A 26,525-nucleotide genomic window follows, 5' to 3' on the forward strand; every position below is an offset into this window, starting at 1 on the left:
CCTTTTTTGCATATATGGCATCTTATTTAAAAATCGCAGCACGTATTTTTAATAATTATTAAAAGTCGTATCTTGTGAGCGAAAAAACAATAATTAAAATCAAGTTATGGAGCATACACCGTATCATCCAAAAAATAAAGTCAGAATTGTAACTGCAGCAGCCTTATTTGACGGGCATGATGCTGCCATTAACATCATGCGCCGTATTATTCAGGCAACAGGGTGTGAAGTCATTCATTTAGGTCATGACAAGAGTGTAGAAGATGTAGTGAATACCGCTATTCAGGAAGATGCAAATGCTATTGCAATGACTTCTTATCAGGGAGGACACAATGAATATTTCAAATATATGTATGATCTGCTTCAGGAAAAAGGAGCAGGACATATCCGTATCGTAGGCGGTGGTGGAGGTGTTATACTTCCTACTGAAATTGAAGATTTAATGAATTATGGGATTACCCGTATCTATTCTCCGGATGATGGAAGAGAATTGGGGTTACAGGGTATGATCAATGATATGGTGGAAAAAGCTGACTTTCCTACGGGAGACTTAGTACTACCTGACGGAAAAGATGTATATCAGTCTTTGGCAGACAAAGATGTTACTACCATTTCCCGTCTTATTTCACTGGCAGAAAACAGAGAAGAAGATTTTTTAAAGGTATTTGATTTCGAAAAAGTAGCAGATAAATCAACTCCTGTATTGGGAATTACAGGAACAGGTGGTTCCGGTAAGTCTTCTATGGTTGATGAATTGGTGCGCCGTTTTCTTATCGATTTCCCGGAAAAAACAATCGCTCTAATTTCTGTAGATCCTTCTAAAAGAAAAACAGGAGGAGCTTTACTTGGGGATCGTATCCGTATGAACTCCATCAACAATTCCAGAGTTTATATGCGTTCACTCGCAACGCGTCAGTCCAATCTGGCTTTGTCTAAATATGTAGAGGAAGCAGTACAGATATTAAAAGCAGCAAAATATGATTTAATTATTTTAGAAACGTCAGGAATCGGACAATCTGATACGGAAATTCTGGAACATTCAGATGCTTCTTTATATATCATGACGCCGGAATTTGGAGCAGCAACGCAGTTAGAAAAAATTGATATGCTTGATTTTGCGGATCTGGTAGCCATTAATAAATTTGACAAACGCGGAGCATTGGATGCATTACGTGATGTAAAAAAACAATATCAGCGCAACCATAATCTTTGGGATTCAAATGTAGATGAAATGCCTATTTTTGGTACCATTGCTTCACAATTCAACGATCCGGGAACCAACTCTTTGTACAAGGCTGTAATTGATAAAGTAAAAGAAAAAACAGGAGCTGATTTGCAATCTACTTTTGAGATTACCCGGGAAATGAGTGAAAAAATATTTGTCATTCCACCTAACAGAACCCGTTACTTATCTGAAATCTCTGAAAACAACAGAAAATATGATGAAACGGCAATGACTCAAAAAGAAGTGGCTCAAAAGCTCTTTGGAATTTTTAAAACCATTGAAACTGTTGCCGGTAAAAAAGTATCTATTGACAAGGCAGGGATTACAGAAGATTCAATAGTTACAAATGACGCAGCTACCAAAGACTTTTTGAGTTTACTGGTAAAAGAATTTGACAAAGTAAAAATGAACCTTGATCCTTATAACTGGGAAGTAATTCTTACCTGGGATGAAAAGGTAAACAAGTATAAAAATCCGGTATATTCTTTTAAAGTACGTGACAAAGAAATCAAAATAGCGACACATACCGAAAGCTTATCACATTTACAAATACCAAAAATAGCCCTTCCGAAATACGAAGCATGGGGAGATATCCTGCGCTGGGTATTACAGGAAAATGTACCGGGAGAATTCCCGTTTACTTCAGGACTTTATCCTTTTAAACGCGAGGGAGAAGATCCAACCCGTATGTTTGCCGGAGAAGGAGGACCTGAACGTACCAACAGACGTTTTCACTACGTTTCATTAGGGATGCCTGCCAAGCGACTTTCTACAGCGTTTGATTCTGTAACTTTGTATGGAAACGACCCGGGACACCGTCCGGATATATATGGTAAAATCGGAAATGCAGGAGTTTCTATCTGTTGTTTGGATGATGCTAAAAAATTATATTCAGGATTCAATCTGGCTCATCCGCTGACATCCGTTTCCATGACCATCAACGGACCGGCACCGATGTTATTAGGCTTTTTTATGAATGCTGCAATTGATCAGCAATGCGAGCTGTATATCAAAGAAAACGGATTGGAGCAAGAGATAGAAGAGAAAATTAACCAGATATACAAAGAAAAAGGAGTAGAGCGTCCGCGATACAACGGAGCACTTCCTGAAGGTAATGACGGACTTGGACTGATGTTGTTAGGGGTAACCGGAGATCAGGTATTGCCGGCAGAAGTATATCAGGAAATAAAAATTAAAACACTGGCTCAGGTTAGGGGAACTGTTCAGGCAGATATTCTAAAAGAAGATCAGGCACAGAATACCTGTATTTTTTCAACAGAATTTGCTTTGCGACTTATGGGCGATGTACAGGAATATTTCATACAGAAAAACGTGCGTAACTTCTATTCAGTTTCTATCTCAGGTTATCATATCGCTGAGGCAGGAGCCAATCCTATTACACAGCTGGCTTTCACATTAGCCAATGGATTTACGTATGTAGAGTATTATCTGAGTCGTGGAATGGATATCAATGCCTTTGGGCCTAATTTATCGTTTTTCTTTTCCAATGGAATTGATCCCGAATATTCTGTTATCGGTAGGGTAGCACGTCGTATCTGGGCAAAGGCATTAAAAAATAAATACGGAGCAAATGAACGCGCACAAATGCTGAAGTATCATATTCAGACATCCGGTCGCTCCTTACATGCTCAGGAAATTGACTTTAATGATATCCGCACCACTCTTCAGGCGTTATATGCGATCTATGATAACTGTAATTCTTTGCATACGAATGCTTATGATGAAGCTATTACCACTCCTACAGAAGAATCTGTACGCAGAGCAATGGCAATACAGCTCATCATCAATAAAGAGTTAGGATTGGCTAAAAATGAAAATCCGATTCAGGGATCATTTATAATAGAAGAATTAACCGATCTGGTAGAAGATGCCGTATTACAGGAGTTTGATAAAATTACCGAAAGAGGAGGTGTTCTTGGAGCAATGGAAACCATGTATCAGCGTTCTAAAATACAGGAAGAATCTCTATATTATGAAACCTTGAAACACAATGGTGAATACCCTATCATCGGAGTGAATACATTTTTGAGTTCTAAAGGTTCTCCAACTGTGGTTCCATTGGAAGTAATCCGTGCAACAGAAGAAGAAAAGCAATTCCAGATTCAGACAAAAGAAAACCTTAACAAAGCGAATGAGAAGCTGGTTGAACAGGAACTGGCAAAAATTCAGGACATCGCTATTAATAACGGTAATATCTTTGATGCTTTAATGGAAGCGTCTAAAGTATGTACTTTAGGACAAATTACAGCTGCGCTTTTTGAAGTAGGAGGGCAGTACCGTAGAAACATGTAGTATCATAATCTTTTATAATAAAAAAACCATCTTTAATGATGGTTTTTTTATTTTTTTCCAATGGATAAAACAACCTTGCCAGACCATGGATCTCCCGCCATACTGTTTTCATTTATGCGAATGTAGTAAACACCTTTTTCTTTAAAATCATAATCCAGAGCAGCGCCAAAAGGACCGTCAGAAATATTTGAAGGAGTGGTGATCTGACTGAAACGGATATTGGCAAGTGTATCTTGGGTTTTTAAATGCAAAAGCGCTGTTGTGGGAACGGTATTGGTAACCTGAAGAATATAGCTTGCCCTTGCTTCCTTGTTAAACGTAATCGTGTGTAAGGCGGAATTTAAATCAATTTTAAGCGTGTCATTATCATGTAACGTCAACATCGTGTCTTTATGTATTTCAGACAATTCCTGTTCTTCTGAACGCGGTTTTAAGACTTCATTCTCCTTTTTGGTACATGACCAAAGAGAAATAAGGGCAGCGGAAATAAAAAAAATCTTCTTCATAAGCATATTTGTAAAAAAAGCCAATAGAAAAAAGATCTATTGGCTTTGTATCATTTATTCTAACGGATTTACATCATCTGCTACAGGAAATTCCTGCGGTGTATTTCCGATGAGCTTATTAAACTCAAAACGTCCTGTGTCCGTCATATTGTGACCTCCGGCAAGTTTTACTTTGTCAAGCAGATCAAGAGCCAATTTCTCTTCTTCGCGTTGCTCGTTAACTAGCCATTGTAGGAAATTCCATGTTGCCCAATCACCCTCCTGCATACTCATATTCACAATCTTATAAATGGCTTCTGTATTGGCTATTTCCTGTTGTAGTACCATCTCAAAGCACTCCAGTACATTTTTTGGTTCAGGTCCCGGTTTGGCGATAGCCTCTATGGTTACTTTGCCTCCTCGTTCCTGGATATACTCCATTATTTTAGCCATATGCACTCTTTCTTCCTGAGAATGTTTCATCATAAAATTCTTGACACCATCCAAAAGATTGTCGTCTGCCCAGCAAGCCAGCATGAGATATATTTGAGCTGAATGAGCTTCCATAGTTACCTGATCATTTAACGCCTTTGACAAGCTCTTTGATAATCTTTCTGTTTTCATATCTATTTTATTTAATTAAGTACTCTTAAAGTTACATAATTTAATGCTATAAAAACGTCAAAGAAGGGTTAATTATAGGTAATATTAAATGGATTTAAATAAACAAAACAACTACTTTTTCTCTAAAAGCACTACGTTTTCTACGTGATGCGTTTGCGGAAACATATCTACCGGACGTACTCTTACTACTTTATATACTTCGTCCATCAAGGCAAGATCTCTGGCCTGAGTAGCAGAATTGCAACTTACATACACCACGCGTTGAGGAGCAATTTTCAGGATTTGCTCTACTACATCTTTGTGCATTCCGTCTCTTGGCGGATCAGTAATAATCACATCTGGCTGTCCGTGTGTACTGATAAATTCATCGTTGAATACATTTTTCATATCTCCGACAAAGAATTCGCAGTTGGTAATCTGGTTGCGCTCTGCATTTAATTTTGCATCCGCAATAGCTTCGGGAACTGCTTCTACGCCGATTACCTTTTTCGCTTTTTTAGAGACAAACTGTGCAATAGTTCCGGTACCGGTATAGAGATCATACACAAGTTCCTCTCCGGTAAGTCCTGCAAAATCTCTTGTAATAGCATATAACTCGTAAGCCTGCTCTGAATTGGTCTGGTAAAATGATTTGGCATTGATACTGAATTTCAACCCTTCCATTTCTTCCAGAATATAGTCTCTGCCATGATAACAGATAACCTCCTGATCGTAAATGGTATCATTGGCCTTTGAATTGATTACATACTGTAAAGAGGTAATTTCCGGAAAACGTTCTTTTAGAAAATCCAGTAATAATTCACGGTTTTTTTTATCTTCCTTGAAAAATTGAATCAACACCATTATCTCTCCGGTTGATGCTGTACGAATCATCAGAGTACGCAAAAAGCCGCTGTTTTCTCTTGGATTGTAAAACTCCATTGCGTGATTATTGGCAAAATCGCGGATTTCGTTTCGCAAAGCATTGGACGGGTCCTGTTGTAAATGACATTTTTTAATATCAAGAATTTTATCCCACATTTTAGGAATGTGAAAGCCTAATGCATTTTCACGTCCCAGTTCTTCTCCCGATTTGATTTCTTCTTCTGTCAGCCAGCGTGCATTAGAAAAAGAAAACTCCATTTTATTTCTGTAAAAGAATTGCTTTTCAGACCCCAATATCGGTTCAAATTCCGGTAATTCAATTTTGCCGATTCTCTTTAAATTGTTATACACCTCCTGATTCTTGTAAAATAATTGTTGCGGGTAGGCCATATTTTGCCATTTACAACCGCCACAAGCGCCAAAGTGCTGGCAAACAGGGTCTATTCTGTGAGTGGAGTAGCTGTGTATTTTGATGGCTTTACCTTCGTAGTACGCTTTGCGTTTTTTTACGGTTTGTACATCAACTACATCTCCCGGAACTACATTTGGTAAAAAAATTACCTTTCCATCCGGAGCTTTTGCTACTGAAACGCCTTTTGCACCTGCATCAAGGACTTCTACGTTTTCGAATACGATTCTTTCTGTTCTTTTTCTTCCCATGCGACAAAAATACTAATTGTTTTAATGGAAGAATCTGATTTATGTAATTTAGAATGTTTATAAGAATTATAAAAAAAGTAGGATAGATTTTAAACAATTTGTACCTTGCATCAAGGATGATTTCTCTCCTCTGAAGAAGGAATATTTAAGGAAAAATTTAAAAATCTGAAGACAAATGTCAAATAGTCAGTTAACTTCAAAAGAATTAATCGGTTTAGAAGAAAAGCACGGAGCGCACAACTATCATCCGCTTCCGGTGGTTTTATCAAAAGGAGAAGGAGTCTATGTATGGGATGTGGAAGGAAAAAAATATTATGATTTTTTATCGGCTTATTCTGCAGTAAATCAAGGACACTGTCACCCTCAAATAGTTAAAGCAATTACGGAGCAGGCGAGTACTTTAGCGCTTACCTCGCGTGCTTTTTATAATGATAAATTAGGTTTATACGAGAAAAAGATAACAGAACTTTTTGGCTTTGATAAAGTATTGCCTATGAATTCCGGAGCTGAAGCCGTAGAAACCGCTATTAAGCTTACCAGAAAATGGGCGTATGAAGTAAAAGGAATTGAAGAAGATGAAGCAGTAATTATTGTATGTGAAAACAATTTTCACGGACGTACCACTACCATTATTTCATTTTCCAATGATCAGGAGGCAAGAAAAAATTACGGACCTTATACAGATGGTTTTGTGAGAATTCCTTATGATAATATCGCTGCATTGGAAGATGTCATTACCAATAAAAATGTAGCGGGCTTTTTAGTAGAGCCTATTCAGGGAGAGGCAGGAGTGTATGTTCCTGCTGAAGGATATCTGGCAAAAGCAAAAGCTTTATGTGAAGCGAATAATGTATTGTTTATTGCTGATGAAGTACAGACAGGAATTGCCCGTACAGGAAAAATGCTGGCAGTTGACCATGAAAATGTGCAGCCAGATGTTTTGGTATTAGGAAAAGCACTGTCAGGCGGTATGTATCCGGTTTCGGCTGTATTGGCTAATGATGTAGTTATGAATGTGATAAAACCGGGACAACATGGTTCTACTTTTGGAGGTAATCCGATTGCGGCAAATGTAGCTATCGCTGCTCTTGATGTAGTATTGAATGAGAAATTAGCAGAAAATGCGGAGGCATTAGGAACTCTTTTTCGTTCAGAATTAAATAAATACATTCAAAATTCTACAATTTGTAATCTTGTAAGAGGAAAAGGATTGTTAAATGCTATTCTGATTAACGATACGGAAGAAAGTGATACCGCATGGAATATATGCCTTAAACTGAGAGATAACGGTTTACTGGCAAAACCTACTCATGGAAACATCATCCGTTTCGCGCCGCCTTTAGTAATGAACAGAGAAGAAATTTTAGATTGTGTAAGCATCATTGTTAAGACACTCAAAGAATTTGAAAAATAAAAGTAAGACATAAAAAAAATCCCGAACAGCTGTTCGGGATTTTTTATGTTATTTAACCAGTAATTTCTTTACGGCTTTTTTATCATTGCCTTTTACTTCTACCAGGTAAACACCGCTGGATAGATTGTTGAAAGTAATAGCAGTATTGGGTGCAATTGTTTCGTTTTTTGATGTAATCAGGCGTCCGTCAATAGCATAAACAGCTAATGAAAGCATTTCTTCTTCAGAACTGATTGTAAACGATCCGTTGTTTGATGGATTGGGATAAATACTAAAGTCCAATTTTTCTATGTTTTCATTAGAAAGTGTCCCCCAACGATCTTCTGCCGGTTGCCCGCCCCAGATTTTTGTTGCTAAATACGGATTATCAATAAAAGGATTTCTGTTTCCCTGACCATAACTGTTAGCAGCATTTCCTAAATAGGCATTTCTTTGATCTTCTACTTCAGATACCGGATCTTCAGCATTCCACTGAAGAAACAGAGCAATCATATCATCGTTGATGGCGTTGCTTGCCGGACCCGGACCAATATTGGTTGGTTTACAGCGGTCTCCGTAGCGTAGATACATATACATCATCATACGCGCAATATCTCCTTTCCATTCATCACCCGGATACCAGCCACCCGATACATTTCCTGAGTTTCCGGAACCTGCTGCATATTTCTGATTTCCGCGGCTGTTATTCCATTGTACATCTGAAGCTCTTAAATGGTGAGCATCAGCACCCGGACCGGATTGTCCCAAATCAGGAGTTCCCAGAGATTTTGCATACGTATGTTCTCTGTTCCACTGTCCATTGTTACCCCCGTTACTGTTTTTAGCTCTTGTTCGGGAATATTGTCCGGTTGTAACACCCGGATGTCCGTAGATAAGTAGTACCTGACTTGAATTGTCCGGATTTTCATCTACCACTTTTAAAGCACTCCATATTTGTTCGTACGATAGATTTTTCGTGTGCGTATTGGTGATTTTGGTTGCCAATGCCTGTTTTAGTGCAGCACCGTTTTGGGTAAAATCAATATTGTTGTAATAAGGTTGCTGTGCAAAAGTTAGGGATGAAACCAATAACAGCAAAGCTGAAGTATAGAAATTTTTCATCTTCTATGATTTTAATGTTTGTTTATTTTATTCTTTCCATTAAGGCCATATAAAATCCGTCAAATCCGGATTCGCTTGCCAATACTTTGTGATCTTTTATCAGCTGGAAGTTTTTCCCTGTTTCTGTCGTTAAGAAATGGTTTACCTGTTCCTGATTTTCAGATGGCAGTACAGAGCAGGTAGCATATACCAACTTTCCGCCTACTTTTACCATTTTGGAATAATCCTGTAAAACCTCGCGTTGCGTTTGCTTAATCTGGTCGATAAATTCAGGCTGAAGTTTCCATTTACTGTCCGGATTTCTTTTTAGTACGCCTAAACCTGAACAAGGAGCATCGATGAGAACACGATCTGCTTTATCATGTAGTTTCTTGATTACTTTAGTAGAATCAATAATGCGGTATTCAATATTAAAGGCACCGTTTCTTCTGGCGCGCAGTTTTAATTGTTTCTGTTTGCTCTCATACAGATCCATTGCAATGATCTGCCCTTTGTTTTCCATGATAGAAGCAATATGAAGTGTTTTACCGCCTGCACCTGCACAGGCATCCACAACACGCATTCCCGGTTTCACATCCAGAAACGGAGCTACCAGCTGTGAAGAACCGTCCTGTACTTCAAAAAGACCTTCTTTAAATAGATCTGTCATGAATACATTAGCTCTTTCTTTCAGAATCAGTGCGTCATCATATCCGTCATGAAATTCCGTTTCAATTTCCAGATCCATGAGCTGTGCTCTGAGTTTTTCTTTAGTGGTTTTAAGAGTGTTTACCCGTAAAACAACTTTTGCCTGTTGGTTTTGGGCTGCCAGTTCTTTGGTCCAGAGTTCTTCTCCCAATTCTTTTACTCCAAGCTCATCCATCCAGTCCGGAATAGATTCTCTGTATTTACGCGTTTTAGATAACTCGTCAAAACGGCCTTTTATTTTTCGTGCCGGTGTATTTTCAAAATATTTCCAATCGGGTAAAGTGATGCCTCTCAATACCGCCCAAACGGCAAATATGCGCCATATATCATCTCGTGTAAAAGGTTCTTTAACCTCTGCAATTTCGGTATATAAACGTTTCCAGCGTACCACTTCATAGATGGTTTCTGCAACGAACTTGCGATCACTGCTTCCCCAGCGTTTGTCCTTTTTCAAAGCTCTGGCTACAACCTTATCAGCGTATTCACCTTCATTAAAGATCGCTAATAAAGAATCAATAACCGTAAAAACTAAATTTCTGTGTAATCTCATTATTTTTTAAATAAGCCTACAAAGATACGTAATTTTGAAAAGGAAAAATTTAAATAGTGTTAATAATCCAATAGATTTTCTCAGGCATTTTTTTATTGGGCTTTGTGTCGTAAATTTGCATAAAACAACAACAACATGGTTAAAACGGTTATATTTGATATGGATGGCGTAATAGTAGACACTGAGCCTGTTCATAAATACGCCTATTTCAGACATTTTGAGGAATTGAATATCGATGTATCAGAGGCTATGTATGCCACTTTTACCGGAAATTCTACTAGAAATGTTTTCCAAAAATTAAAAAATACGTTTGATCTTCAGGAAGAAGTAGAAAATCTTATTCTAAGAAAACGCAGTCTTTTCAATGATGCATTTGATACAAAACCTGATTTAGAGCTCATTCCGGGGGTTTTTGATCTGATTAAAGATTTACACGCCCATGATATTGAATTGATACTGGCTTCATCGGCATCCAAAGGAACTATTGAAAGGGTATTTAACCGTTTTGGATTACATCCTTATTTTTCTCATAAAGTAAGTGGAGAAGATTTTCCAAAGTCAAAACCGGATCCTGCGATTTTTTTACATGCTGCTTCTTTGGCTACCTGTATAAAAGACGAGTGTGTTATCATTGAAGACAGCACCAACGGTGTAAAAGCGGCTGTAGCCGCTGATATTTTCTGTATTGGGTATAACAGTGAAAATTCCAAGCTTCAAAGTCTTGATGGAGCGGGATATTTTGTCCATGATTTCAAACATATAAATGCCGGAATCATTAAAACACTGAAATAAAAAAAGAACCTTTAAGGTTCTTTTTTTATTATAGTTTAGACATATTGTTAGCCAGTGTTTCAATAAATTTACTGATAGGACCTTTAATCATCATGGCCATCATGGCATTAAAGGTGCCTTCAAATAAGAGCTGAATCTCCGTTGATTCTGTTCCTTTTTCCTCTATGTTAGCTGTAAGTGTAAAAGGAATTTTATCACTTGCTGCGCCTAAAATGATTTGAGTATTCGGAGTCTGTTGTTTTTTTACCAGTTTGATTTCCGGCATCCCTTTCAATCCGAAGATAAAGCAGTTTTCATCTACTACTTCAAATTTAGAAGTATTCTCCGGCATCAATTTTTCAAAATTTTTGATATCATTCAGCGCATTAAAAATATAAGCTGCTGATTTCTCTACACTAACTTTTGGACTTTCTAAATTCATATCTTCTTGTTTAATTATTCCACCCTGCAGGATCAGAACTCCATACTTTGAGTGTTTCGTGTTCTTCTTCGGAAATATAATTTTTTAATACGGCTGTTTTTAGTAAAGTAGGATAGTTGCTCAACGTGGTAAGTGCCACTCCTGCATTTTTGAAATTTTCTGCAGCTACGTCAAATCCATACGTAAAAATAGCTACCATTCCCAGAATTTCAGCTCCGTTTTCTTTTAAAGCTTCTACAGCCTGTAAGCTGCTCTTTCCGGTGCTGATCAGATCCTCTATAACCACTACGGATTGCCCTTTTGTGAAAGCGCCTTCAATCTGGTTTTGTCTTCCGTGTTTTTTCGGTTCCGGGCGTACATAAACAAAAGGTAAATTTAGGGCTTCTGCTACCAGTAAACCAATACCGATAGCTCCGGTTGCTACTCCGGCAATCACATCCGGTTTACCATACTTTTGCTCTATATTGGCGGCAAATTCATTTTTTAAAAAAGTTCTTATCTCTGGAAATGAAAGAGTTATGCGGTTGTCGCAATAAATTGGCGATTTCCATCCCGAAGCCCATGTAAAAGGATTTTTAGGATTTAATTTAATTGCGTTAATTTGTAAAAGCAATTCGGCCGTTTTCTGTGCTGTGTTGTCATTAAAAATCATACTACAAATGTATAAAGTTTTTATCAACGACAAACCTCTTTTACTGACAAATAAATTAGAAAAAGAAACCGATTTTCAGCTTTTTTTACTTGAAAGTGCCGATATAAATAAAATCATTGTAAAATTTTATCAGAATAAAATTCAGAAAGCCATTTTATACCATCCTGATGAAGAAAAGATTCTTAAAAAGCTCAAAGAAAAGATCACGGTAAACAAAGCCGGAGGCGGACTGGTTCGCAACTCGGAAGGTAAAGTCCTCTTTATCCTCAGAAATGGAAAGTGGGATTTGCCAAAGGGAGGAACTGAGAAAGGGGAAACGATTGAGCAAACCGCTATTCGGGAAGTAGAAGAAGAAACAGGAGTACAGGGATTATCTATAGTTGAAAAATTGCAGAAAACCTATCACGTATTTAAACGAAACGGGGAATACAGACTTAAAATCACCCGTTGGTTTGAAATGAAAACCGATTATACGGGACATCTGATGGGACAAGCTGAAGAAGGTATTGAAAAAGTTGTATGGCTGGATAAAGAAGAAATAAAAGAAGCACTGAAAAATTCATATGAAAATATCAAGCTGCTTTTTGAAGAAGAAGCATAATGCCTCTTTGGATTAACAAACGGTAATAAAAAAGGTATCATATCGCAATTTTATGATACCTTTTTTAATTTATCTATTGTTTGAAATGGATAGGAGTTGGTTTCTTATTTTCGTCGATTGCCACGAAAGTAAACTGTCCTGTAATTGCTTTTTCACGTTTTTCAGAATACATTTCTTCAATGTATATCTCTACATAAACTACGAGACTGGTATTACCTACTCTTGTAACACGACCAATAAGTTCTACAAAAGTTCCTGCGGGAATCGGTTTGGTGAAATCGATTTTCTCACTGCTGATCGTTACCATTTTTTGTCTTGAAAATCGGGTAGCAGTAATAAAAGCTACTTCGTCCATCATGTGCATGGCTGTACCTCCGAAAAGAGTATCATAATGATTGGTAGTGTTAGGGAATACCGCTTTGAAAATGTGGGTTTCTGAATTCTGAATTCGTTCTTCTAAAGTCATTTTGTAAGATATAGTTTATAAAATTAATTACAGCAATATCCGAAACAGAACGCATACTGAGAACATACCTTTTTACAAAGGTATTTCAGGCTCTCAGACAGCTACTTCAATCGCGAAAGTATTGCCTTTATGTTTTTTAAGGATAGTAATCTGACTTATATTTAAAAAAATATTTACAGTTGCGCGACAGTTCATGATTCTCACATGATTCCCTAATTAAAAAACCGGAGTTTTTCCTTAAAAATTTCAGCAAATATAGACCTTATTAACCGATTTTAATCGATTAATGGTTTATAAAATTTCTAAAAATAAAAGACGTACTGTTTAGAGTACGTCCTGAAGATCTTGATTCTTATCAAAGGTAGCTTTGGCAAACGGGCACAGCGGAATGATTTTGAGATTGTTTTTTCTCGCATAGTCAACTGCTGCAAGAACCATTTTCTTTCCAACTCCCTGTCCGTTAAATTCCGGGTTTACTTCCGTATGATCAATGATAAATTTAGTGTCACCTACCCAGGTATAGGTCATACGACCTGCTTCAGCGTCATTTTCTGAAGCCTTGAAATACCCCTTATGTCCTTCGTTGATCTGTTCAATGTTCATGATATATTTTTTATATCTTTAAAGATACTAATTTATTTCAGATTAAAATCTAATCGCATTCTAATCTCGAAAAACATGATAATTTGTGTAACTCTTGGTATTTTTGTAAAATGCCTAATGCTGATTTTATGAATACGATATTACTTGTTGAAGACGAACCTCATGTAGCCGACCTAATCAAGCAGAGTCTTGAAGAAGAAGGATACCAGGTCATCCATGCTTTTGACGGAATTGACGGAATGAATATTCTTAAAAAACAAACGGTTCATCTGTTGATTTTAGATATTTTATTGCCCAAAATGAACGGTCTTGAAGTATGCCGGCAGATACGGAGTGAAGGCTATCTTGATCTGCCTATTCTGATTCTAACGGCTTTGGGTAGTGCTGAGAACATTGTATTGGGGTTAGACACCGGAGCAGATGATTATCTGGCAAAACCTTTCAAGCTTATTGAACTCAAGGCTCGTATCCGGACTTTGTTGCGAAGAAGTGAGCTGTTTGAAAACACTTCTGCAAAGGGACACGATCTTTATAAATTTGCCGATCTCGAATTAAACGATTATACTAAAAAACTTACCAGAGGCGGGCAGGAAATATCCCTTACCTCTACAGAATACAGGCTGTTGCTGAAATTTATGAAAAATCCGACCAAAGTATTGAGCCGTACGGATCTTTTGGATGATGTATGGGGCATTAATTTCGATATCGGAACCAATGTAGTAGATGTATATGTAAACTATCTGCGAAAAAAACTGGACAAACACGGCAATCAAAAACTCATACATACCATTACCGGTATGGGATATGTATTAAAAGAAAACTAATGAAAACGTATAGTAAAACCGTTTTAGTCATCATTACCGTATTTGTGGTATATACCTTGCTTTTCAGCGGTTATATTTATTATTCCTTTTCTAATTTTGCTTTTACAGACTTCTACAAAAGACTGGAATTAAGGGTTTCAACAACCGCTGTAATGCAATTGGGGGATGCACAGGAATCCGTAAATGTGGAGGAAGTTTATAAAGATTATCTGGAGAAATTACCCCATCAAAAAGAGTATATCATTCCTTTGACTAAAGCCGGAAAGGATACAGTGCGCACAAAAGGTATTCCAAAACAACTCCTTCAGGATGCGCTGAACAACGGCAAAGCAAATTTTAATCAAGGTAAACTTTTTTATTCGGCATTGCTGTATAAAGACAAACAGCAGCAGGAATATATGGTAGTAGTTTCTGCAGAAAATTATTTTTACAATCATCATATTACGTATCTGCGCAATCTGCTTATTACTTCACTCGCATTTTCAGTATTACTGATTGTGATTGTTTCTCATTTTGTATTCCGAACCCTGATTCGCCCAGTTAGAAATATTATCAATGAAGTAAATAAAATAGGTTCCGAAAATTTACATTTGCGTTTGGTTTCTCCTACGAGTAATAATGGAGATCCCATCAGTGAGCTTACAAACACCTTCAATGATATGCTCAACCGTTTGGAAACTTCTTTTGAAACGCAGAAAAATTTCATCAGCAATGCTTCTCACGAGCTCAATACGCCCTTAACCTCTATTATGGCAGAGGCGGAACTTGCCTTGTCAAAAAAGAGAACTTCTGAAGAATATGAAACTGCTTTGGCAAAAATCCTTGAAGAAGCAGACAAGTTGGAACAGAAAACCAAAGCATTACTATATCTTGCGAGAACAGGCTTTGATGGTAAATCTCAAAAGTTTTCAAAAGTACGTGTAGATGAAATCCTGTTGGAGGTAAAAGACAATCTTCAAAGCGTCAATTCTAATTTCAAAATAAAGATGGATTTCAGTCTGTTGCCGGAAAACCCTGAAAAGCTTAAGATAAAAGGAAACGGACCTTTGCTGCATCTGGCAATATCCAATATCGTTTCCAATGCCTGTAAATACTCCAATCATCAGCAGGTATATCTGGCATTAGGAGCTTCAGACAATTCGGTTGTTATAATCATTAAAGACCATGGAATCGGAATCCCTGAGCGCGAAATACAATATATTTATGATCCGTATTTCAGAGCATCCAATACATCCAACTATGAAGGTTACGGAATCGGATTGCCTTTGAGCCGTAACATTATACTCATGCATAAAGGTGAACTTATTGTCCGTTCAATTGAAGGTGTAGGCACGACCGTGCAAATAAACCTACCAATCGGAGATTATAAATTATAATTCTAATCACTTTCTAATAATTCTGCTATTTTCTAATCACTTTATAATTTCATTCTAAAAAGTTTCTAATGGCTGCGGTAGTAGCTTTGTAATAAATAATTACAGATATGGAAACAGTAAAGAAAATAGTAATTCCAACGGATTTTTCCGTTAAATCTCTGAATCTGGTAGTAGATGTGATCAAAAAATATCCGTCATCTGTGTTAGACATTGTTTTGGTACACGGGTATGAAACATCTAATTCCATTTCCGATCTGCTTTTTTTTTCAAAAGGAAAAGTATTGGAAAAGCTACAGACTTCAGAATTTAAAAAATCCTGTAAACTTATTCAGAATACCTACCAGTCGCGTATCAACAGTTTTAAGGTAGATCTTATCACCGGAGATTGCAGACGCTACTTTAATAATTATATAGAAATCAATGCTGTTGATGAGGTGGTACTGCCTGTAGGAAATAAAATGAGGCTTAAAGGAAGTCAGAGTTTTCATTTAAACCATCTGATTTCTCATTCGAAATGTTCAGTCTTATCGCTGGATTATGCACACAAACTGGTGTTAGAATTAGAAAATACAGAACAACTGGCTAATTTATTTTTATCTAAAGCAGAATAATTAAATTATGAAACTATCTTTTGCATATGGTGTGATCGCATTTTTGCTTTTTTGCTCTTGCGTAATTCTGATTCGGGAAGAAAGTCCTGAACAGATGCTTGTGGGCAAATGGCAGGAAGTATCATGGGAATTAGAGCGAGTGAATTCAGAAGATGTAAAAACAAATGCTGAATCTATAGGATGGCAAAAACAGGAAATCTGTGGTGATATGATCATCCATGACGCAGAAATATGGGAGTTTGATGCAAAAAAGCAGCTGACCCTTATCAAACAGGATGACTCTGTAGAAAAGTTGAAATGGAATGTAAAAGGCCGTGGACATATTCTTGAATTAAAACATTCCGATAAGAAAATAGAAGATTTTCAGGTACATGAACTTACCAAAGATAGATTGGTTATTTATTTCAATTTTGATCTGCAGATTCGCGGAATCGTAAAAATGACGTTTAAAAAAGTAGAAGACAATACGTATGCTCAGAAAATACAGTAATCACAGAACCCATTCCGACAATTTAAAGTTGGGAGCTTTGACAGCCTTTTCGGCAGGTATGGTCAATGTAATTTCCTTGGTGATCTTCTTTTCCTTTACCTCAAACGTAACCGGTTTTTTTGCTATTTTTTCTCAGGAAATGTCCAAAGGAAACTGGTTTCAGGCTGCCGTAGTATTATTATGGATTATGTTGTTCTTTTTTGGAAGCTTTACTTCCAATATGCTCATCATTCATGGAAACCGTTATATTGGCAGATACCTGTCACACGCAGTGCCCTTAATACTGGAAACACTGTGTCTGCTATTTGTGGGTATCTATCTGCAGAATTTTTATGGAGAATCGTTACAGGAAACAGAATTTCTGGTTGGATTATTGCTTTTTGCGATGGGATTGCAAAACGGTCTTACCGCCAGCATCTCCAATTCAGCAATCAAGACCACCCACCTTACCGGTCTCACAACGGATCTGGCAATATTACTCTCTATGTTTACCAAAAAGAGATATAGAAGGGATGTTACGTTACAGAAAAAAGCCCAGCTTTTAGGATCCATTATGTTTTTCTATGTAGCCGGAGGTATTATAACAGGTTTGTTTTATTACAGCATACATTATTATACATTCTATGTAGTGTGTGCAGTGTTAGGAGTCATTATCTTATATGATTACTACAAATTAAGCATGATGAAATATGTGTACAAACGACAGTTAATTGTTACCAACTATTATAAAAAAAATAAAGTAAAAAGTAAAAAAGAACAACAGCTCAAAGAAGCGTTGTGTCCCGAAAAATAGAGAAGAGTAAGTTTAGGACGGATTAGTCACTTCTGCTACGGCAGGGTGGCTAATTTTTTTATTTCAGGATACTGTTGTACATTTCCGTTAAAAATAAACCGATGGAAAAAAAGGTCCACCAACTATTGATGATAATGAGTTTGATAGTACTAAATATTACAATGAATGCACAGAAGCCGCAGAGCTTTTCCAAAGAAGAACTGGGTTTGATTAAGGATGCTTCTGCGACGGTTCCTATGCGGGTATTGCTCACCACTTCTGAGCAGGATGAAGTGGTCTTAAGAACAAAATCTATTGAAATCAATCCACAGGATAAAGCCATAAAGCTTCTGAAAGAGCGGTTGTTGGCAACCGTAAATGATGAAGCAACCAAAGGAGTAGGTATTGCTGCTCCTCAGGTCGGTATCAATAAAAGACTGTTTCTTGTGCAGCGTCTGGATAAAGAAGACAAGGCTTTTCAATTATTTATAAATCCACAGATTACCTGGTATTCTGAAATTCTCAGAAAAGGTAGAGAAGGATGCTTGTCCATACCCGACCGTTATGGCGAGGTCTTGCGAAGTCTCGTAATCGAAGTCAGTTATATCGATGAAAAAGGTAGAAGTCAGAAAGAGCTGATAGAAGGTTTTACGGCTGTTATTTTTCAGCATGAATATGATCATCTGGATGGAGTGCTGTACATAGACCGTATAGAAGAAGAAGCTGCACATGTGTATCAAAGGGCAGAAGAACAGCAACAGTTGTTTTACAAAAAGAAATAATACTGCTACTCGGTACAGTTGTTTCTTCTTTGTAAAATAATATTGAAGTGATGGAGATTCCAAAAAAAAAGCCACCTCGCAGGTGGCTTTTTTTATGGTTGTTTTAAGGCATTTTCAATAGCATCGTCAAATCCGTTAGAATCCGGGAATGGCATATCCGCATTGAGCAGATTTCCCTGTGGATCAATAAGGATGAACTTTGGTATACTTGAGAGGTAGTAATCTTCAGAAAAAGCATTAATCTGGTTGGCATGAACTTGCAGCACAGATGATTTTTTATCTTTTACTGCAATAGACCAGTTTTCTTTTTTCTGATCCATGCTTACCGCCATAAATACAATATTCTTATTGTTCATATACCTATTGGCTACTTTTTCAAATTTAGGCGACTGGTAGCGGCACGGACCACACCATGTAGCCCATACATCAATCACAACAAACTTTCCTTTATAATCTTCTAAAGAAATTGTTTTTCCGTCAGCGGTTGATGCCGTAAATACCGGAGCAGGTGCTCCCTTGCTCAGACGAACAATATTTCGGTAGGTATGTGTTACCAGTTGTGCATATTTAGTGTTAGAAATTTTACTGTGGTACATTGCATACAATTCGTCGGCTTCCTGTTTACTTTTGCTTTCTGACAGGGACTGCAGTAAAGTGGCTGTAAGCAATTTTTGTTTAAACAGATCATCCGGTAATTGAGCTGCGGCATTCAAAAATTTTGTGTTTTCATCCAAACCGGAGTTGTCCTTTTTAATAAGGGTGTTTTTGACATACTGTATATAATTCGGATCAAACAGCAGGCTTGCATCATTAAGTGCTACTTCTTTTTCCAACAGTGTAACAATTGAAAAAGAAGTATTGCTGATGGCCGGGTTTTCATTTAATGCTTTCTGATAATAGCGGTACCAGGTATTTAAAAAATACACTCCTACCTGTTTTTTAAGAATAGCTGTAGCATCCTCTCTGAGAATATAATTGTCTTTTGTGTAGCTTTTGTTTATTTTTTTAAGCTCTTTCTGATATTCTTTTACCATCTGGTCAGAAATAAAATCAGGTTTATTCAGCATCATATCCGAATTGATATAGTATTCGGTATCACTATAAAGTCTGTTCAGCTCCATTACTGAATTTTCTGCCAGACGGGTGCCCGTTATTTTTGTGGTATTTTCATCAGGTGTCAGTTTAAGTTCTATGTTTACAATGTCATCCGAACTCATATACACTTCTGTATTGTAACTATTGTCAAGTACCAGAATGTATTTGCCAAAAGGCAGAGGCTGTGTAATGGTCTTCTCAAAAGTATTGTTTTGTAGGGTAATAGTTTCGAGTGTGTCTTTGATCACCGGATCGAGTAAATAGACTTTGCTTAAAGGCTGTTCTGTAATAACAGAACCTTTGATCAGAGTAGTGTTGGAACGCTGCATCTGATTCGGAACACAGATCCAGTAGGCCAGAGCAGAACCGATGCCGATAACGAAAATACTAACGAGTACTCTTTTTACATCTTTTAGAAACGCAAACCGGAAACTTTTTCCTGCATACCATTGATAGCCGATAAAAAGCAACAGCAGCCCAATTACCACACTGAGCCCTTCAGAATACACAAACCAGTAACCGAGGTCGCTGTCTCCGAGAAGTACATTGCTTGTCAATTTAAAAGGATACCATTTAGGTAATAACTGAAGATAGGTCAGGATGGGTTGGGCAATCAAAAGTCCGAAACCTACAAGTATGGTTAAAAAGAAATTAGAAAAACGCACGCTTATGACATACATAAGTGCCAGGGGTAAGAAACTCGCTACAAGCACTCGTGAAGAAAATTTCAGCATATTCATAAGCTCCCAGCTGAAAATGTAGTGGTCTTTATCCAGATAAAACAAATGTTGTAAGTAAGAGAATAAATATACAGAAGCAACAAAACACACAATAGACAGCAGGCAGATAACATACAGCTTCGTAAATTTTGCAAAATAGATAGAGGTTTTGTATAAAGGCTGTGTTTCAATCAGTTGCCAGGTATTGTTTTTGAATTCTATCTGAGAGATTCTGCTGGCAGAAAGGATCATAATGATACAGTAAAAAAACTGTATAAAAGATTTTTTCAGATTCGAAAAATTTTCCGTTACAATATTGACTTCTTTTGCAGTAGTTTGGTACACGTCTTCTGAAAAAATACCTGTAATAAACAAAATCAAAGGCAAAAAGACAGATAAGATTAAGGCAGTGGTAAGAATATTCGTATTCTTTAACTTAATACCTTCTGTGCGATACGCATTAAAAAAATTAGATATTCTATTCATTTGTCTTTTGTGTTATATTCATAAACCAGTCTTCAAGACCTCCTTTTTTGATCAACGCGTAAATGGGGATGTTGTTTTCTGTAAAATTCTTCACCAATAGTGGAATTTCTTCAGTGTTGTTCAACGCTATTTCCAGCGTTTTAGCATCTGCCATACGTACTTGTGGATACAGCTGCGAAACGACTGATAAGTAGGCTGACGCATCTTTTACCGAAATGTGTAAAAGTATTTGCGAATTGACGCTTGAAAGTTCCTGTATGGCACCTTCAAAACGAAGTTTACCCTGATGAATAATACCAACATGTGTACAGGTTTTTTCTACTTCTGCGAGCAAATGACTGGAAATAAAAATAGTTATGCCTTTGGTTGTATTAATACGCTTCAGCAATTCCCGAATCTCAACAATTCCTTGCGGATCCAGACCATTTACCGGTTCATCCAGAATCAGCAATTCAGGTTCGTTAAGCAGTGCCATTCCAATCGCCAGACGCTGTTTCATACCCAGCGAATATTGCTTTGCTTTTTGCTTCTGAAATTTTTTGAGATCTACTAATTCCAGAATTTCCTGAATTTTAGCTTCATCGATTTTTTGAATGGCCGCTATGATTCTCAGATTATCTGCTCCGGACAGGTGTAGGTAAAGGGTAGGGGTTTCAATAATAGAACCTATTTTGGAAAAAACAGAAGGCAATTGCTGGTGCAGCGGTTTTCCAAACAACTCAATAGATGGCTGCTGTTCATTGATAAGTCCTGTGATGAGGCGCATGGTAGTGGATTTTCCGGCACCATTGGGACCTAAAAAGCCGTATATACTGCCTTTGGGTACGTTTAGGGAAAGGTTTTCAATAATCTTTCTTTGCCTGTTGAATTGAAAATTAAGATTATTGGTTCTGATAATGTACTCTGACATAATGTTTTTGCCTAAAAATAGGAAAAAATAGGCACATTTAAAAATAGAGCAAAAAAAAGCAATCTTTTCAGATTGCTTTTGTGGGAAGAGCAGGATTCGAACCTGCGAAGGTTTCCCAACGGATTTACAGTCCGTCCTCGTTGGCCGCTTGAGTATCTTCCCTTACCGTGCGGTGGCGGAGAAAGAGGGATTCGAACCCCCGGACCTGTTACAGTCAACAGTTTTCAAGACTGCCGCATTCGACCACTCTGCCATTTCTCCAATTGGTCTCGCAATCGTTGTGTTTACTTCCGTATTGCGAGTGCAAATATAGAACGTTTTTCCGTATCTGCAAATACTTTTTTTAAATCGTATGCTAATATTTTACCGTTGATTTTATAACTTGTTTTAGAACAATTATTTAAAGTCTTAAAAAAAATAAAAAAAAATTAAAATTTATTTTCCACTTCGGCTGCCTGAAGCATAAAATAGTGCAGATCGGTATTTTTTATAAAGGGTTTATGCATCTCCTGTCCCGGACCGTACATGGCTATTTCCACATAATCGGCAGAGTGATCCATAGAGATCCATCCGATAGAATTATATTTTTTCTGAATCTCTGCAAATGTATGGTAAGGCAGTTTTTTATAATTATACAACCCGTTTTCCTCTTTTTCTATACTGCTGTAATACGATTGTATCTTTTGGGCTTCAACAGCATCAATAGTGATTCCGATACTGGCTTTAATATAATCTATAACCTCCTTTTCAGAAGTTTGGCTGCTGAAGGCATTCAGGAGCTTCTCGTTGGTTTGCGAATAGTGAGCCAAACTGTCAAAATGATCATTGGCATATTTGCCATAAATAAGTCCCGGATTGGCATTTCCGTGGTCTGTAGTAATGATAACGAGCGTTTCTTTATCTTGCTTGGCAAATTCGATAGCCGTTTTGATAGCGTCGTCAAACTGCAGCTGTTCGTGAATCAGTCCGGCTACATCATTGGCATGAGCGGCCCAGTCTACCTTTCCGGATTCTACCTGTAAAACAAAACCCTGCGGATGTTTTTTCATTTGTTCAATAGCTACAGCGGTCATTTCTGCCAGTGTAGGAATTGTTTCTGATAAAACTGCATCGTTTTTGCGGTCAATAGCATACGGTAGCGCATCATCATAAAAAACACCCAATAAAGGCTTATTGTCTTTTTGTTGTAATAATTCCTTTTTCGTCTTGGCGATACGGTATCCTTTTTGCGCAAATTTTCCGTACATATCTGCTCCGTCTTTGCGAAGCGATGCATCAAAGTACTGATTGCCGCCTCCGAGTAATACATCATATCCGATACGCAGATACTCTTCTGCAATTTTTGCCTGATCGTTTCTGCTTTTCAGGCTTACTGTAAATCCAGCTGGAGTCGCATGTGTAATAGGGACCGTAGTAACACATCCGGCTTTCTTGCCTGCTTTTTTAAATTTTTGCCATATCGGCATATATTCCTCTCCGTTTTCTCCTATATTAATAGAACCGTTTTTTACACGGTGACCGCCACCCCATGAAGAGCTCGCAGCAGAAGAATCAGTTACTATAGAGGAGGCAGAAGCCATATCCATAAGTCCTCTTGAGACACTATTGTCAAGATATAACTGCAGCCAGTTAGAAGTTTTTCCGAGAATACGGTCACTGTAGAGGTTCGCTAAATTGAGCGTACCGCTGCTCATACCATCACTCACCATCATGATAATGTTTTTGGCTTTTTTACCCTTAAACTCCTCTGTAGAAGTTAAAGGAGCTGCAATACCATTCAAAGGATGTATCAGAGCACCTCCGATAGTGGCCAAGGTACCCGCTCTAAAAAATTTACGTCTGTCCATTCCAATAAAATTTATCAAACTTACGGGTTATGATCCGAAAATTCTCTTTTTTCAAAATTAACTCATTGTTAAAAAAATAGTGGAATTATACTTCCACTATTTTTTGGTTATGCAGAATGTCTTTAAACGTTTCGCGTTTTCGGATCAGATGCGTTTCATTATTGTACACCAGAACTTCAGCGGGCTTGTATCTGGAATTATAATTAGAAGCCATGGAGAAGCAATAGGCTCCCGCATTTTTAAAACATAAAATATCACCTTCTTTGATTTCGGCAATTTTACGGTTATTGGCAAAGGTATCCGTTTCGCAGATATAGCCCACAACAGAGTAAAACCGTTCTTTACCGCTGCTGTTGGAAAGGTTGATGATATGGTGATAGGAATTGTAGAGCATAGGGCGGATCAGGTGGTTAAATCCTGAATCGATCTGTGCAAATACCGTTGAGGTAGTTTGTTTGACAACATTTACCTTAGTCAGAAAATAACCGGCTTCACTGACCAAAAACTTTCCGGGTTCAAAAACCAGTGTCAGATCTTTTCCGTACTCTTCACAAAAAGCATTGAATCTTACGGTGAGTTTTTCACCGAGTTCATCGATATCCGTTTCAAGGTCACCAGCTTTATACGGTACTTTAAAACCGCTTCCGAAATCAATAAAATCAAGGTTTTTGAATTGTTTTGCAGTCTCAAAAAGGATTTCTGAAGCATATAAAAACACTTCGATATCCAGAATATCTGAGCCCGTGTGCATGTGAATACCGTTTACATGCATTTTTGTGTTTTCAATAATGCGCAGAATGTGTGGGGTCTGGTGAATTGAAATACCGAATTTACTGTCGATATGTCCCACTGAAATATTACTGTTTCCGCCTGCCATTACATGCGGATTAATGCGGATACACACGGGTGTATTCGGATGTTTTGCTCCGAATTGTTCCAGAATGGATAAATTGTCAATATTAATATGTACACCAAGACGTGCAGCTTCTTCAATTTCTTCCATAGAAACACCGTTAGGGGTGTACATAATTTCCGAAGGTTCAAAACCGGCTTCCAGTCCCAGTAATACTTCTTGTATGGAAACGGTGTCCAGGCCGCTTCCCTTCTTCTTCAGTAACTTTAAAATAGAAATATTAGACAAAGCCTTCACCGCATAATTAATCTTAAGCTGTTTGACTCCTGAAAAAGCATTTGACAGTTTCGCAAATTGTGCTTCAATTTTATTTCCGTCATACACATAGGTCGGACAACCGTATTGTTCGGAAATCTGTAATAAAATAGTCTGTTCCATTTTTTTGTTAAAAAGAAAATTAAGAGGTAAAGTTATCATTATTTCAGTAAAATATCGAAACGATTCTTGATTTTTGAGTAATTAATTTCCATTTTATTGAAAAAAAAGAAATCATGGTTTCCTGTTGAGAACGCATCCTGATAAATAATAGTGGCAGTGAGAGCAAAACGGTTCAAAAGCGGGTAAATACTTTTTTTGTTAGTTATTTAAAAACATTTTTCTATTTTTGTGTGACTATATTTAAAAGCAAAAGATAAACATCATGAATTTACACGAATATCAAGGTAAACAAATATTAGCGAGCTATGGCGTACGTATTCAACGCGGTCATGTGGCTAATACTGCCGATGAAGCTGTAGAAGCTGCAAAAAAATTAACTGAAGAAACCGGAACCGGCTGGCATGTGATCAAAGCTCAGATTCACGCAGGTGGAAGAGGTAAAGGTGGAGGTGTTAAGTTGGCTAAAAACTTAGATCAGGTAAAAGAAATTGCAGGACAAATCATCGGTATGGATTTGATTACCCCTCAGACTCCTCCTCAGGGAAAAAGAGTTCATAAAGTTTTAGTTGCTGAAGATGTATATTATCCTGGTGACAGTGAAACTTCAGAATTTTATATGTCTGTATTATTAGACCGTTCAAAAGGTAGAAACATGATCATGTATTCTACTGAAGGAGGTATGGACATTGAAGAAGTAGCAGAAAAAACGCCTCATCTTATCTTTACAGAAGAAATAGATCCTGCTGTAGGGTTACAAGGTTTCCAGGCAAGAGCAATTGCTTTCAACTTAGGATTGTCAGGAAATGCTTTTAAAGAAATGGTGAAATTTGTAGATGCATTATACAAAGCGTATGTTGGATCAGATTCTTCAATGTTTGAAATCAACCCGGTATTAAAAACATCTGATGATAAAATCATTGCAGTAGATGCAAAAGTAACTTTAGATGAGAATGCCTTATACCGTCATGCAGATTATCTTGAAATGAGAGATATCTCTGAAGAAAATCCGATTGAAGTAGAAGCAAAAGCAGTAGGTCTAAACTATGTAGATTTAGACGGAACGGTAGGATGTATGGTAAACGGTGCCGGATTGGCAATGGCTACTATGGATTTGATTAAGTATGCTGGTTTTGAGCCTGCGAACTTCCTTGACGTAGGAGGTACAGCAGATGCAAAACGTGTAGAAACGGCTTTCCGTATCATCTTAAAAGATCCAAACGTAAAAGCGATTCTAATCAATATTTTCGGAGGAATCGTTCGTTGTGACCGTGTTGCTCAGGGAATCGTTGATGCGTACAAAAATATGGGTGATGAAATTAAAGTGCCTATCATTGTTCGTTTACAGGGAACCAATGCAGAAATTGCAAAAGAATTAATCGATGCATCAGGTATGCCTATATTGTCAGCTGTTCAATTCCAGGAAGCTGCTGATCAGGTAAAAGCTGCCTTGTCATAAGTATCGTATTTAATCTTATTTATATATAATTAAAACCTGGGCGGAAACGTTCAGGTTTTTTTATGGATATAGGTTTTCTTTTATACCAAGAAACAGAGTGTTTTACAGCTCTTACTGCACACTGCTCATTAATTTTAGCAAAAAAATAACGTAATAACCTCAGGGTGTTTTAATGCATAAGCTGTAAATTTACTATTCATTTGTCCTGATACTTACTATGAACCATTCCGCATATCCGGGTATTTTGTCAGCTGCTGCTGTTTTGTACACTATTGCCGTACAGCAAAGCCTTACTGTACATTCGTTTTACGGAATCGATCACTGGCAGTTATTTTTCTTCGGATTATTTCATTACCAATAGAGGCATCGTTTAGAAAAAAGATTCACGATAATACCTATTTTAAACAG

26 protein-coding genes, 2 tRNA genes and 1 riboswitch are annotated in these 26,525 nt (G+C 37.4%); of the genes, 12 read left to right on the forward strand and 16 right to left on the reverse strand.

Annotation, left to right across the window (positions count from 1 at the left end):
• The first annotated feature begins 106 nt into the window (after positions 1–106).
• The gene (locus tag QW060_RS03165; RefSeq protein ID WP_290362256.1) at positions 107–3,538 is read left to right on the forward strand and encodes a methylmalonyl-CoA mutase family protein; all 3,432 of its coding nucleotides are present in this window, start codon (positions 107–109) and stop codon (positions 3,536–3,538) included.
• 47 nt (positions 3,539–3,585) lie between these two features.
• On the opposite strand, the gene QW060_RS03170 is transcribed toward QW060_RS03165, so the two are convergent.
• The 3 genes from QW060_RS03170 to rlmD form a co-directional block, all read right to left on the reverse strand.
• Positions 3,586–4,044 (reverse strand): hypothetical protein, encoded by a 459-nt coding sequence (locus QW060_RS03170; protein WP_290362257.1) that lies wholly within the window; start codon positions 4,042–4,044, stop codon positions 3,586–3,588.
• A 54-nt stretch (positions 4,045–4,098) separates the two neighbouring features.
• On the reverse strand, positions 4,099–4,647 hold the full coding sequence (locus QW060_RS03175) for a ferritin (RefSeq protein ID WP_290362258.1): 549 nt from the start codon (positions 4,645–4,647) through the stop codon (positions 4,099–4,101).
• 111 nt (positions 4,648–4,758) lie between these two features.
• Positions 4,759–6,171 (reverse strand): 23S rRNA (uracil(1939)-C(5))-methyltransferase RlmD, encoded by a 1,413-nt coding sequence (gene rlmD, locus QW060_RS03180; RefSeq protein ID WP_290362259.1) that lies wholly within the window; start codon positions 6,169–6,171, stop codon positions 4,759–4,761.
• Between the two features lie 175 nt (positions 6,172–6,346).
• Here rlmD and rocD point away from each other — a divergent pair, with 175 nt between their 5' ends.
• Complete coding sequence (rocD, locus tag QW060_RS03185) at positions 6,347–7,585, forward strand: ornithine--oxo-acid transaminase (RefSeq protein ID WP_290362260.1); 1,239 nt, start codon at positions 6,347–6,349, stop codon at positions 7,583–7,585.
• A gap of 48 nt (positions 7,586–7,633) precedes the next feature.
• On the opposite strand, the gene QW060_RS03190 is transcribed toward rocD, so the two are convergent.
• Complete coding sequence (locus QW060_RS03190; protein WP_290362261.1) at positions 7,634–8,686, reverse strand: endonuclease; 1,053 nt, start codon at positions 8,684–8,686, stop codon at positions 7,634–7,636.
• 22 nt (positions 8,687–8,708) lie between these two features.
• Positions 8,709–9,923 carry an RsmB/NOP family class I SAM-dependent RNA methyltransferase gene (locus tag QW060_RS03195; protein ID WP_290362262.1) on the reverse strand — a complete coding sequence of 405 codons (1,215 nt, stop codon included), beginning with the start codon at positions 9,921–9,923 and terminating at the stop codon, positions 8,709–8,711.
• A gap of 135 nt (positions 9,924–10,058) precedes the next feature.
• Between QW060_RS03195 and QW060_RS03200 the strand changes: the two genes are divergently transcribed.
• A complete protein-coding gene (locus tag QW060_RS03200) occupies positions 10,059–10,715 on the forward strand; it encodes an HAD family hydrolase (protein WP_290362263.1) in 657 nt (218 codons plus the stop codon).
• 28 nt (positions 10,716–10,743) lie between these two features.
• On the opposite strand, the gene QW060_RS03205 is transcribed toward QW060_RS03200, so the two are convergent.
• Both QW060_RS03205 and pyrE read right to left on the reverse strand, forming a co-directional pair.
• Positions 10,744–11,136, reverse strand: coding sequence for an SRPBCC family protein (locus QW060_RS03205; protein WP_290362264.1), 393 nt, complete (start codon positions 11,134–11,136; stop codon positions 10,744–10,746).
• A gap of 10 nt (positions 11,137–11,146) precedes the next feature.
• Positions 11,147–11,788 carry an orotate phosphoribosyltransferase gene (gene pyrE / locus QW060_RS03210; RefSeq protein ID WP_290362265.1) on the reverse strand — a complete coding sequence of 214 codons (642 nt, stop codon included), beginning with the start codon at positions 11,786–11,788 and terminating at the stop codon, positions 11,147–11,149.
• A gap of 7 nt (positions 11,789–11,795) precedes the next feature.
• On the opposite strand from pyrE, the gene QW060_RS03215 reads away from it, so the two are divergent.
• The gene (locus QW060_RS03215) at positions 11,796–12,389 is read left to right on the forward strand and encodes an NUDIX hydrolase (RefSeq protein ID WP_290362266.1); all 594 of its coding nucleotides are present in this window, start codon (positions 11,796–11,798) and stop codon (positions 12,387–12,389) included.
• Positions 12,390–12,462: 73 nt separating this feature from the next.
• Here the strand turns inward: QW060_RS03215 and QW060_RS03220 are convergent, their stop codons facing one another.
• Complete coding sequence (locus QW060_RS03220; protein WP_290362267.1) at positions 12,463–12,855, reverse strand: acyl-CoA thioesterase; 393 nt, start codon at positions 12,853–12,855, stop codon at positions 12,463–12,465.
• Positions 12,856–12,978: 123 nt separating this feature from the next.
• Positions 12,979–13,110, reverse strand: a riboswitch (cobalamin riboswitch).
• 69 nt (positions 13,111–13,179) lie between these two features.
• The gene (locus QW060_RS03225) at positions 13,180–13,458 is read right to left on the reverse strand and encodes a GNAT family N-acetyltransferase (RefSeq protein WP_290362268.1); all 279 of its coding nucleotides are present in this window, start codon (positions 13,456–13,458) and stop codon (positions 13,180–13,182) included.
• 128 nt (positions 13,459–13,586) lie between these two features.
• Between QW060_RS03225 and QW060_RS03230 the strand changes: the two genes are divergently transcribed.
• The 6 genes from QW060_RS03230 (at position 13,587) to def (ending at position 18,313) form a co-directional block, all read left to right on the forward strand.
• Complete coding sequence (locus QW060_RS03230) at positions 13,587–14,282, forward strand: response regulator transcription factor (protein ID WP_290364678.1); 696 nt, start codon at positions 13,587–13,589, stop codon at positions 14,280–14,282.
• Positions 14,282–15,658 (forward strand): sensor histidine kinase, encoded by a 1,377-nt coding sequence (locus QW060_RS03235; RefSeq protein WP_290362269.1) that lies wholly within the window; start codon positions 14,282–14,284, stop codon positions 15,656–15,658. The genes QW060_RS03230 and QW060_RS03235 overlap by 1 nt, the downstream gene beginning before the upstream one ends.
• Positions 15,659–15,765: 107 nt before the next feature.
• A complete protein-coding gene (locus QW060_RS03240) occupies positions 15,766–16,269 on the forward strand; it encodes a hypothetical protein (RefSeq protein WP_290362270.1) in 504 nt (167 codons plus the stop codon).
• A 7-nt stretch (positions 16,270–16,276) separates the two neighbouring features.
• Positions 16,277–16,759, forward strand: a complete 483-nt coding sequence (locus QW060_RS03245) for a hypothetical protein (RefSeq protein WP_290362271.1) — start codon at positions 16,277–16,279, stop codon at positions 16,757–16,759.
• Complete coding sequence (locus tag QW060_RS03250) at positions 16,740–17,552, forward strand: YoaK family protein (protein WP_290362272.1); 813 nt, start codon at positions 16,740–16,742, stop codon at positions 17,550–17,552. The genes QW060_RS03245 and QW060_RS03250 overlap by 20 nt, the downstream gene beginning before the upstream one ends.
• A gap of 101 nt (positions 17,553–17,653) precedes the next feature.
• Positions 17,654–18,313, forward strand: coding sequence for a peptide deformylase (def, locus tag QW060_RS03255; RefSeq protein WP_290362273.1), 660 nt, complete (start codon positions 17,654–17,656; stop codon positions 18,311–18,313).
• Between the two features lie 92 nt (positions 18,314–18,405).
• Here the strand turns inward: def and QW060_RS03260 are convergent, their stop codons facing one another.
• From QW060_RS03260 to QW060_RS03290, 7 genes are all read right to left on the reverse strand, one after another.
• Positions 18,406–20,613 (reverse strand): redoxin domain-containing protein, encoded by a 2,208-nt coding sequence (locus tag QW060_RS03260; protein ID WP_290362274.1) that lies wholly within the window; start codon positions 20,611–20,613, stop codon positions 18,406–18,408.
• Positions 20,606–21,523: an ABC transporter ATP-binding protein gene (locus QW060_RS03265; RefSeq protein WP_290362275.1), complete on the reverse strand. Its 918-nt coding sequence runs from the start codon at positions 21,521–21,523 to the stop codon at positions 20,606–20,608. Before QW060_RS03265 ends, QW060_RS03260 begins: the two co-directional genes overlap by 8 nt.
• An 81-nt stretch (positions 21,524–21,604) precedes the next feature.
• Positions 21,605–21,685 (reverse strand) — tRNA-Tyr (locus QW060_RS03270).
• An 11-nt stretch (positions 21,686–21,696) separates the two neighbouring features.
• Positions 21,697–21,784 (reverse strand) — tRNA-Ser (locus QW060_RS03275).
• 167 nt (positions 21,785–21,951) lie between these two features.
• On the reverse strand, positions 21,952–23,370 hold the full coding sequence (locus tag QW060_RS03280) for an alkaline phosphatase (protein WP_290362276.1): 1,419 nt from the start codon (positions 23,368–23,370) through the stop codon (positions 21,952–21,954).
• Positions 23,371–23,455: 85 nt separating this feature from the next.
• Positions 23,456–24,661, reverse strand: coding sequence for a diaminopimelate decarboxylase (lysA, locus tag QW060_RS03285; protein WP_290362277.1), 1,206 nt, complete (start codon positions 24,659–24,661; stop codon positions 23,456–23,458).
• Positions 24,662–24,699: 38 nt separating this feature from the next.
• Positions 24,700–24,837, reverse strand: a complete 138-nt coding sequence (locus QW060_RS03290; protein ID WP_290362278.1) for a hypothetical protein — start codon at positions 24,835–24,837, stop codon at positions 24,700–24,702.
• Positions 24,838–24,923: 86 nt separating this feature from the next.
• Between QW060_RS03290 and sucC the strand changes: the two genes are divergently transcribed.
• Both sucC and QW060_RS03300 read left to right on the forward strand, forming a co-directional pair.
• Positions 24,924–26,117 (forward strand): ADP-forming succinate--CoA ligase subunit beta, encoded by a 1,194-nt coding sequence (gene sucC, locus QW060_RS03295; RefSeq protein WP_290362279.1) that lies wholly within the window; start codon positions 24,924–24,926, stop codon positions 26,115–26,117.
• 217 nt (positions 26,118–26,334) lie between these two features.
• Positions 26,335–26,478 (forward strand): hypothetical protein, encoded by a 144-nt coding sequence (locus tag QW060_RS03300; RefSeq protein ID WP_290362280.1) that lies wholly within the window; start codon positions 26,335–26,337, stop codon positions 26,476–26,478.
• The last annotated feature ends 47 nt before the right edge of the window (positions 26,479–26,525 follow it).

Source organism: Paenimyroides ceti, from assembly GCF_030409925.1.

What these genes read in the sequence shown, in the direction of transcription:
- QW060_RS03165 (WP_290362256.1), top strand. Translation starts at nt 107, where the DNA reads ATGGAGCATACACCGTATCATCCAAAAAATAAAGTCAGAATTGTAACT.
- QW060_RS03170 (WP_290362257.1), bottom strand. Translation starts at nt 4,044, where the DNA reads ATGAAGAAGATTTTTTTTATTTCCGCTGCCCTTATTTCTCTTTGGTCA.
- QW060_RS03175 (WP_290362258.1), bottom strand. Translation starts at nt 4,647, where the DNA reads ATGAAAACAGAAAGATTATCAAAGAGCTTGTCAAAGGCGTTAAATGAT.
- rlmD (WP_290362259.1), bottom strand. Translation starts at nt 6,171, where the DNA reads ATGGGAAGAAAAAGAACAGAAAGAATCGTATTCGAAAACGTAGAAGTC.
- rocD (WP_290362260.1), top strand. Translation starts at nt 6,347, where the DNA reads ATGTCAAATAGTCAGTTAACTTCAAAAGAATTAATCGGTTTAGAAGAA.
- QW060_RS03190 (WP_290362261.1), bottom strand. Translation starts at nt 8,686, where the DNA reads ATGAAAAATTTCTATACTTCAGCTTTGCTGTTATTGGTTTCATCCCTA.
- QW060_RS03195 (WP_290362262.1), bottom strand. Translation starts at nt 9,923, where the DNA reads ATGAGATTACACAGAAATTTAGTTTTTACGGTTATTGATTCTTTATTA.
- QW060_RS03200 (WP_290362263.1), top strand. Translation starts at nt 10,059, where the DNA reads ATGGTTAAAACGGTTATATTTGATATGGATGGCGTAATAGTAGACACT.
- QW060_RS03205 (WP_290362264.1), bottom strand. Translation starts at nt 11,136, where the DNA reads ATGAATTTAGAAAGTCCAAAAGTTAGTGTAGAGAAATCAGCAGCTTAT.
- pyrE (WP_290362265.1), bottom strand. Translation starts at nt 11,788, where the DNA reads ATGATTTTTAATGACAACACAGCACAGAAAACGGCCGAATTGCTTTTA.
- QW060_RS03215 (WP_290362266.1), top strand. Translation starts at nt 11,796, where the DNA reads ATGTATAAAGTTTTTATCAACGACAAACCTCTTTTACTGACAAATAAA.
- QW060_RS03220 (WP_290362267.1), bottom strand. Translation starts at nt 12,855, where the DNA reads ATGACTTTAGAAGAACGAATTCAGAATTCAGAAACCCACATTTTCAAA.
- QW060_RS03225 (WP_290362268.1), bottom strand. Translation starts at nt 13,458, where the DNA reads ATGAACATTGAACAGATCAACGAAGGACATAAGGGGTATTTCAAGGCT.
- QW060_RS03230 (WP_290364678.1), top strand. Translation starts at nt 13,587, where the DNA reads ATGAATACGATATTACTTGTTGAAGACGAACCTCATGTAGCCGACCTA.
- QW060_RS03235 (WP_290362269.1), top strand. Translation starts at nt 14,282, where the DNA reads ATGAAAACGTATAGTAAAACCGTTTTAGTCATCATTACCGTATTTGTG.
- QW060_RS03240 (WP_290362270.1), top strand. Translation starts at nt 15,766, where the DNA reads ATGGAAACAGTAAAGAAAATAGTAATTCCAACGGATTTTTCCGTTAAA.
- QW060_RS03245 (WP_290362271.1), top strand. Translation starts at nt 16,277, where the DNA reads ATGAAACTATCTTTTGCATATGGTGTGATCGCATTTTTGCTTTTTTGC.
- QW060_RS03250 (WP_290362272.1), top strand. Translation starts at nt 16,740, where the DNA reads ATGCTCAGAAAATACAGTAATCACAGAACCCATTCCGACAATTTAAAG.
- def (WP_290362273.1), top strand. Translation starts at nt 17,654, where the DNA reads ATGGAAAAAAAGGTCCACCAACTATTGATGATAATGAGTTTGATAGTA.
- QW060_RS03260 (WP_290362274.1), bottom strand. Translation starts at nt 20,613, where the DNA reads ATGAATAGAATATCTAATTTTTTTAATGCGTATCGCACAGAAGGTATT.
- QW060_RS03265 (WP_290362275.1), bottom strand. Translation starts at nt 21,523, where the DNA reads ATGTCAGAGTACATTATCAGAACCAATAATCTTAATTTTCAATTCAAC.
- QW060_RS03280 (WP_290362276.1), bottom strand. Translation starts at nt 23,370, where the DNA reads ATGGACAGACGTAAATTTTTTAGAGCGGGTACCTTGGCCACTATCGGA.
- lysA (WP_290362277.1), bottom strand. Translation starts at nt 24,661, where the DNA reads ATGGAACAGACTATTTTATTACAGATTTCCGAACAATACGGTTGTCCG.
- sucC (WP_290362279.1), top strand. Translation starts at nt 24,924, where the DNA reads ATGAATTTACACGAATATCAAGGTAAACAAATATTAGCGAGCTATGGC.
- QW060_RS03300 (WP_290362280.1), top strand. Translation starts at nt 26,335, where the DNA reads ATGAACCATTCCGCATATCCGGGTATTTTGTCAGCTGCTGCTGTTTTG.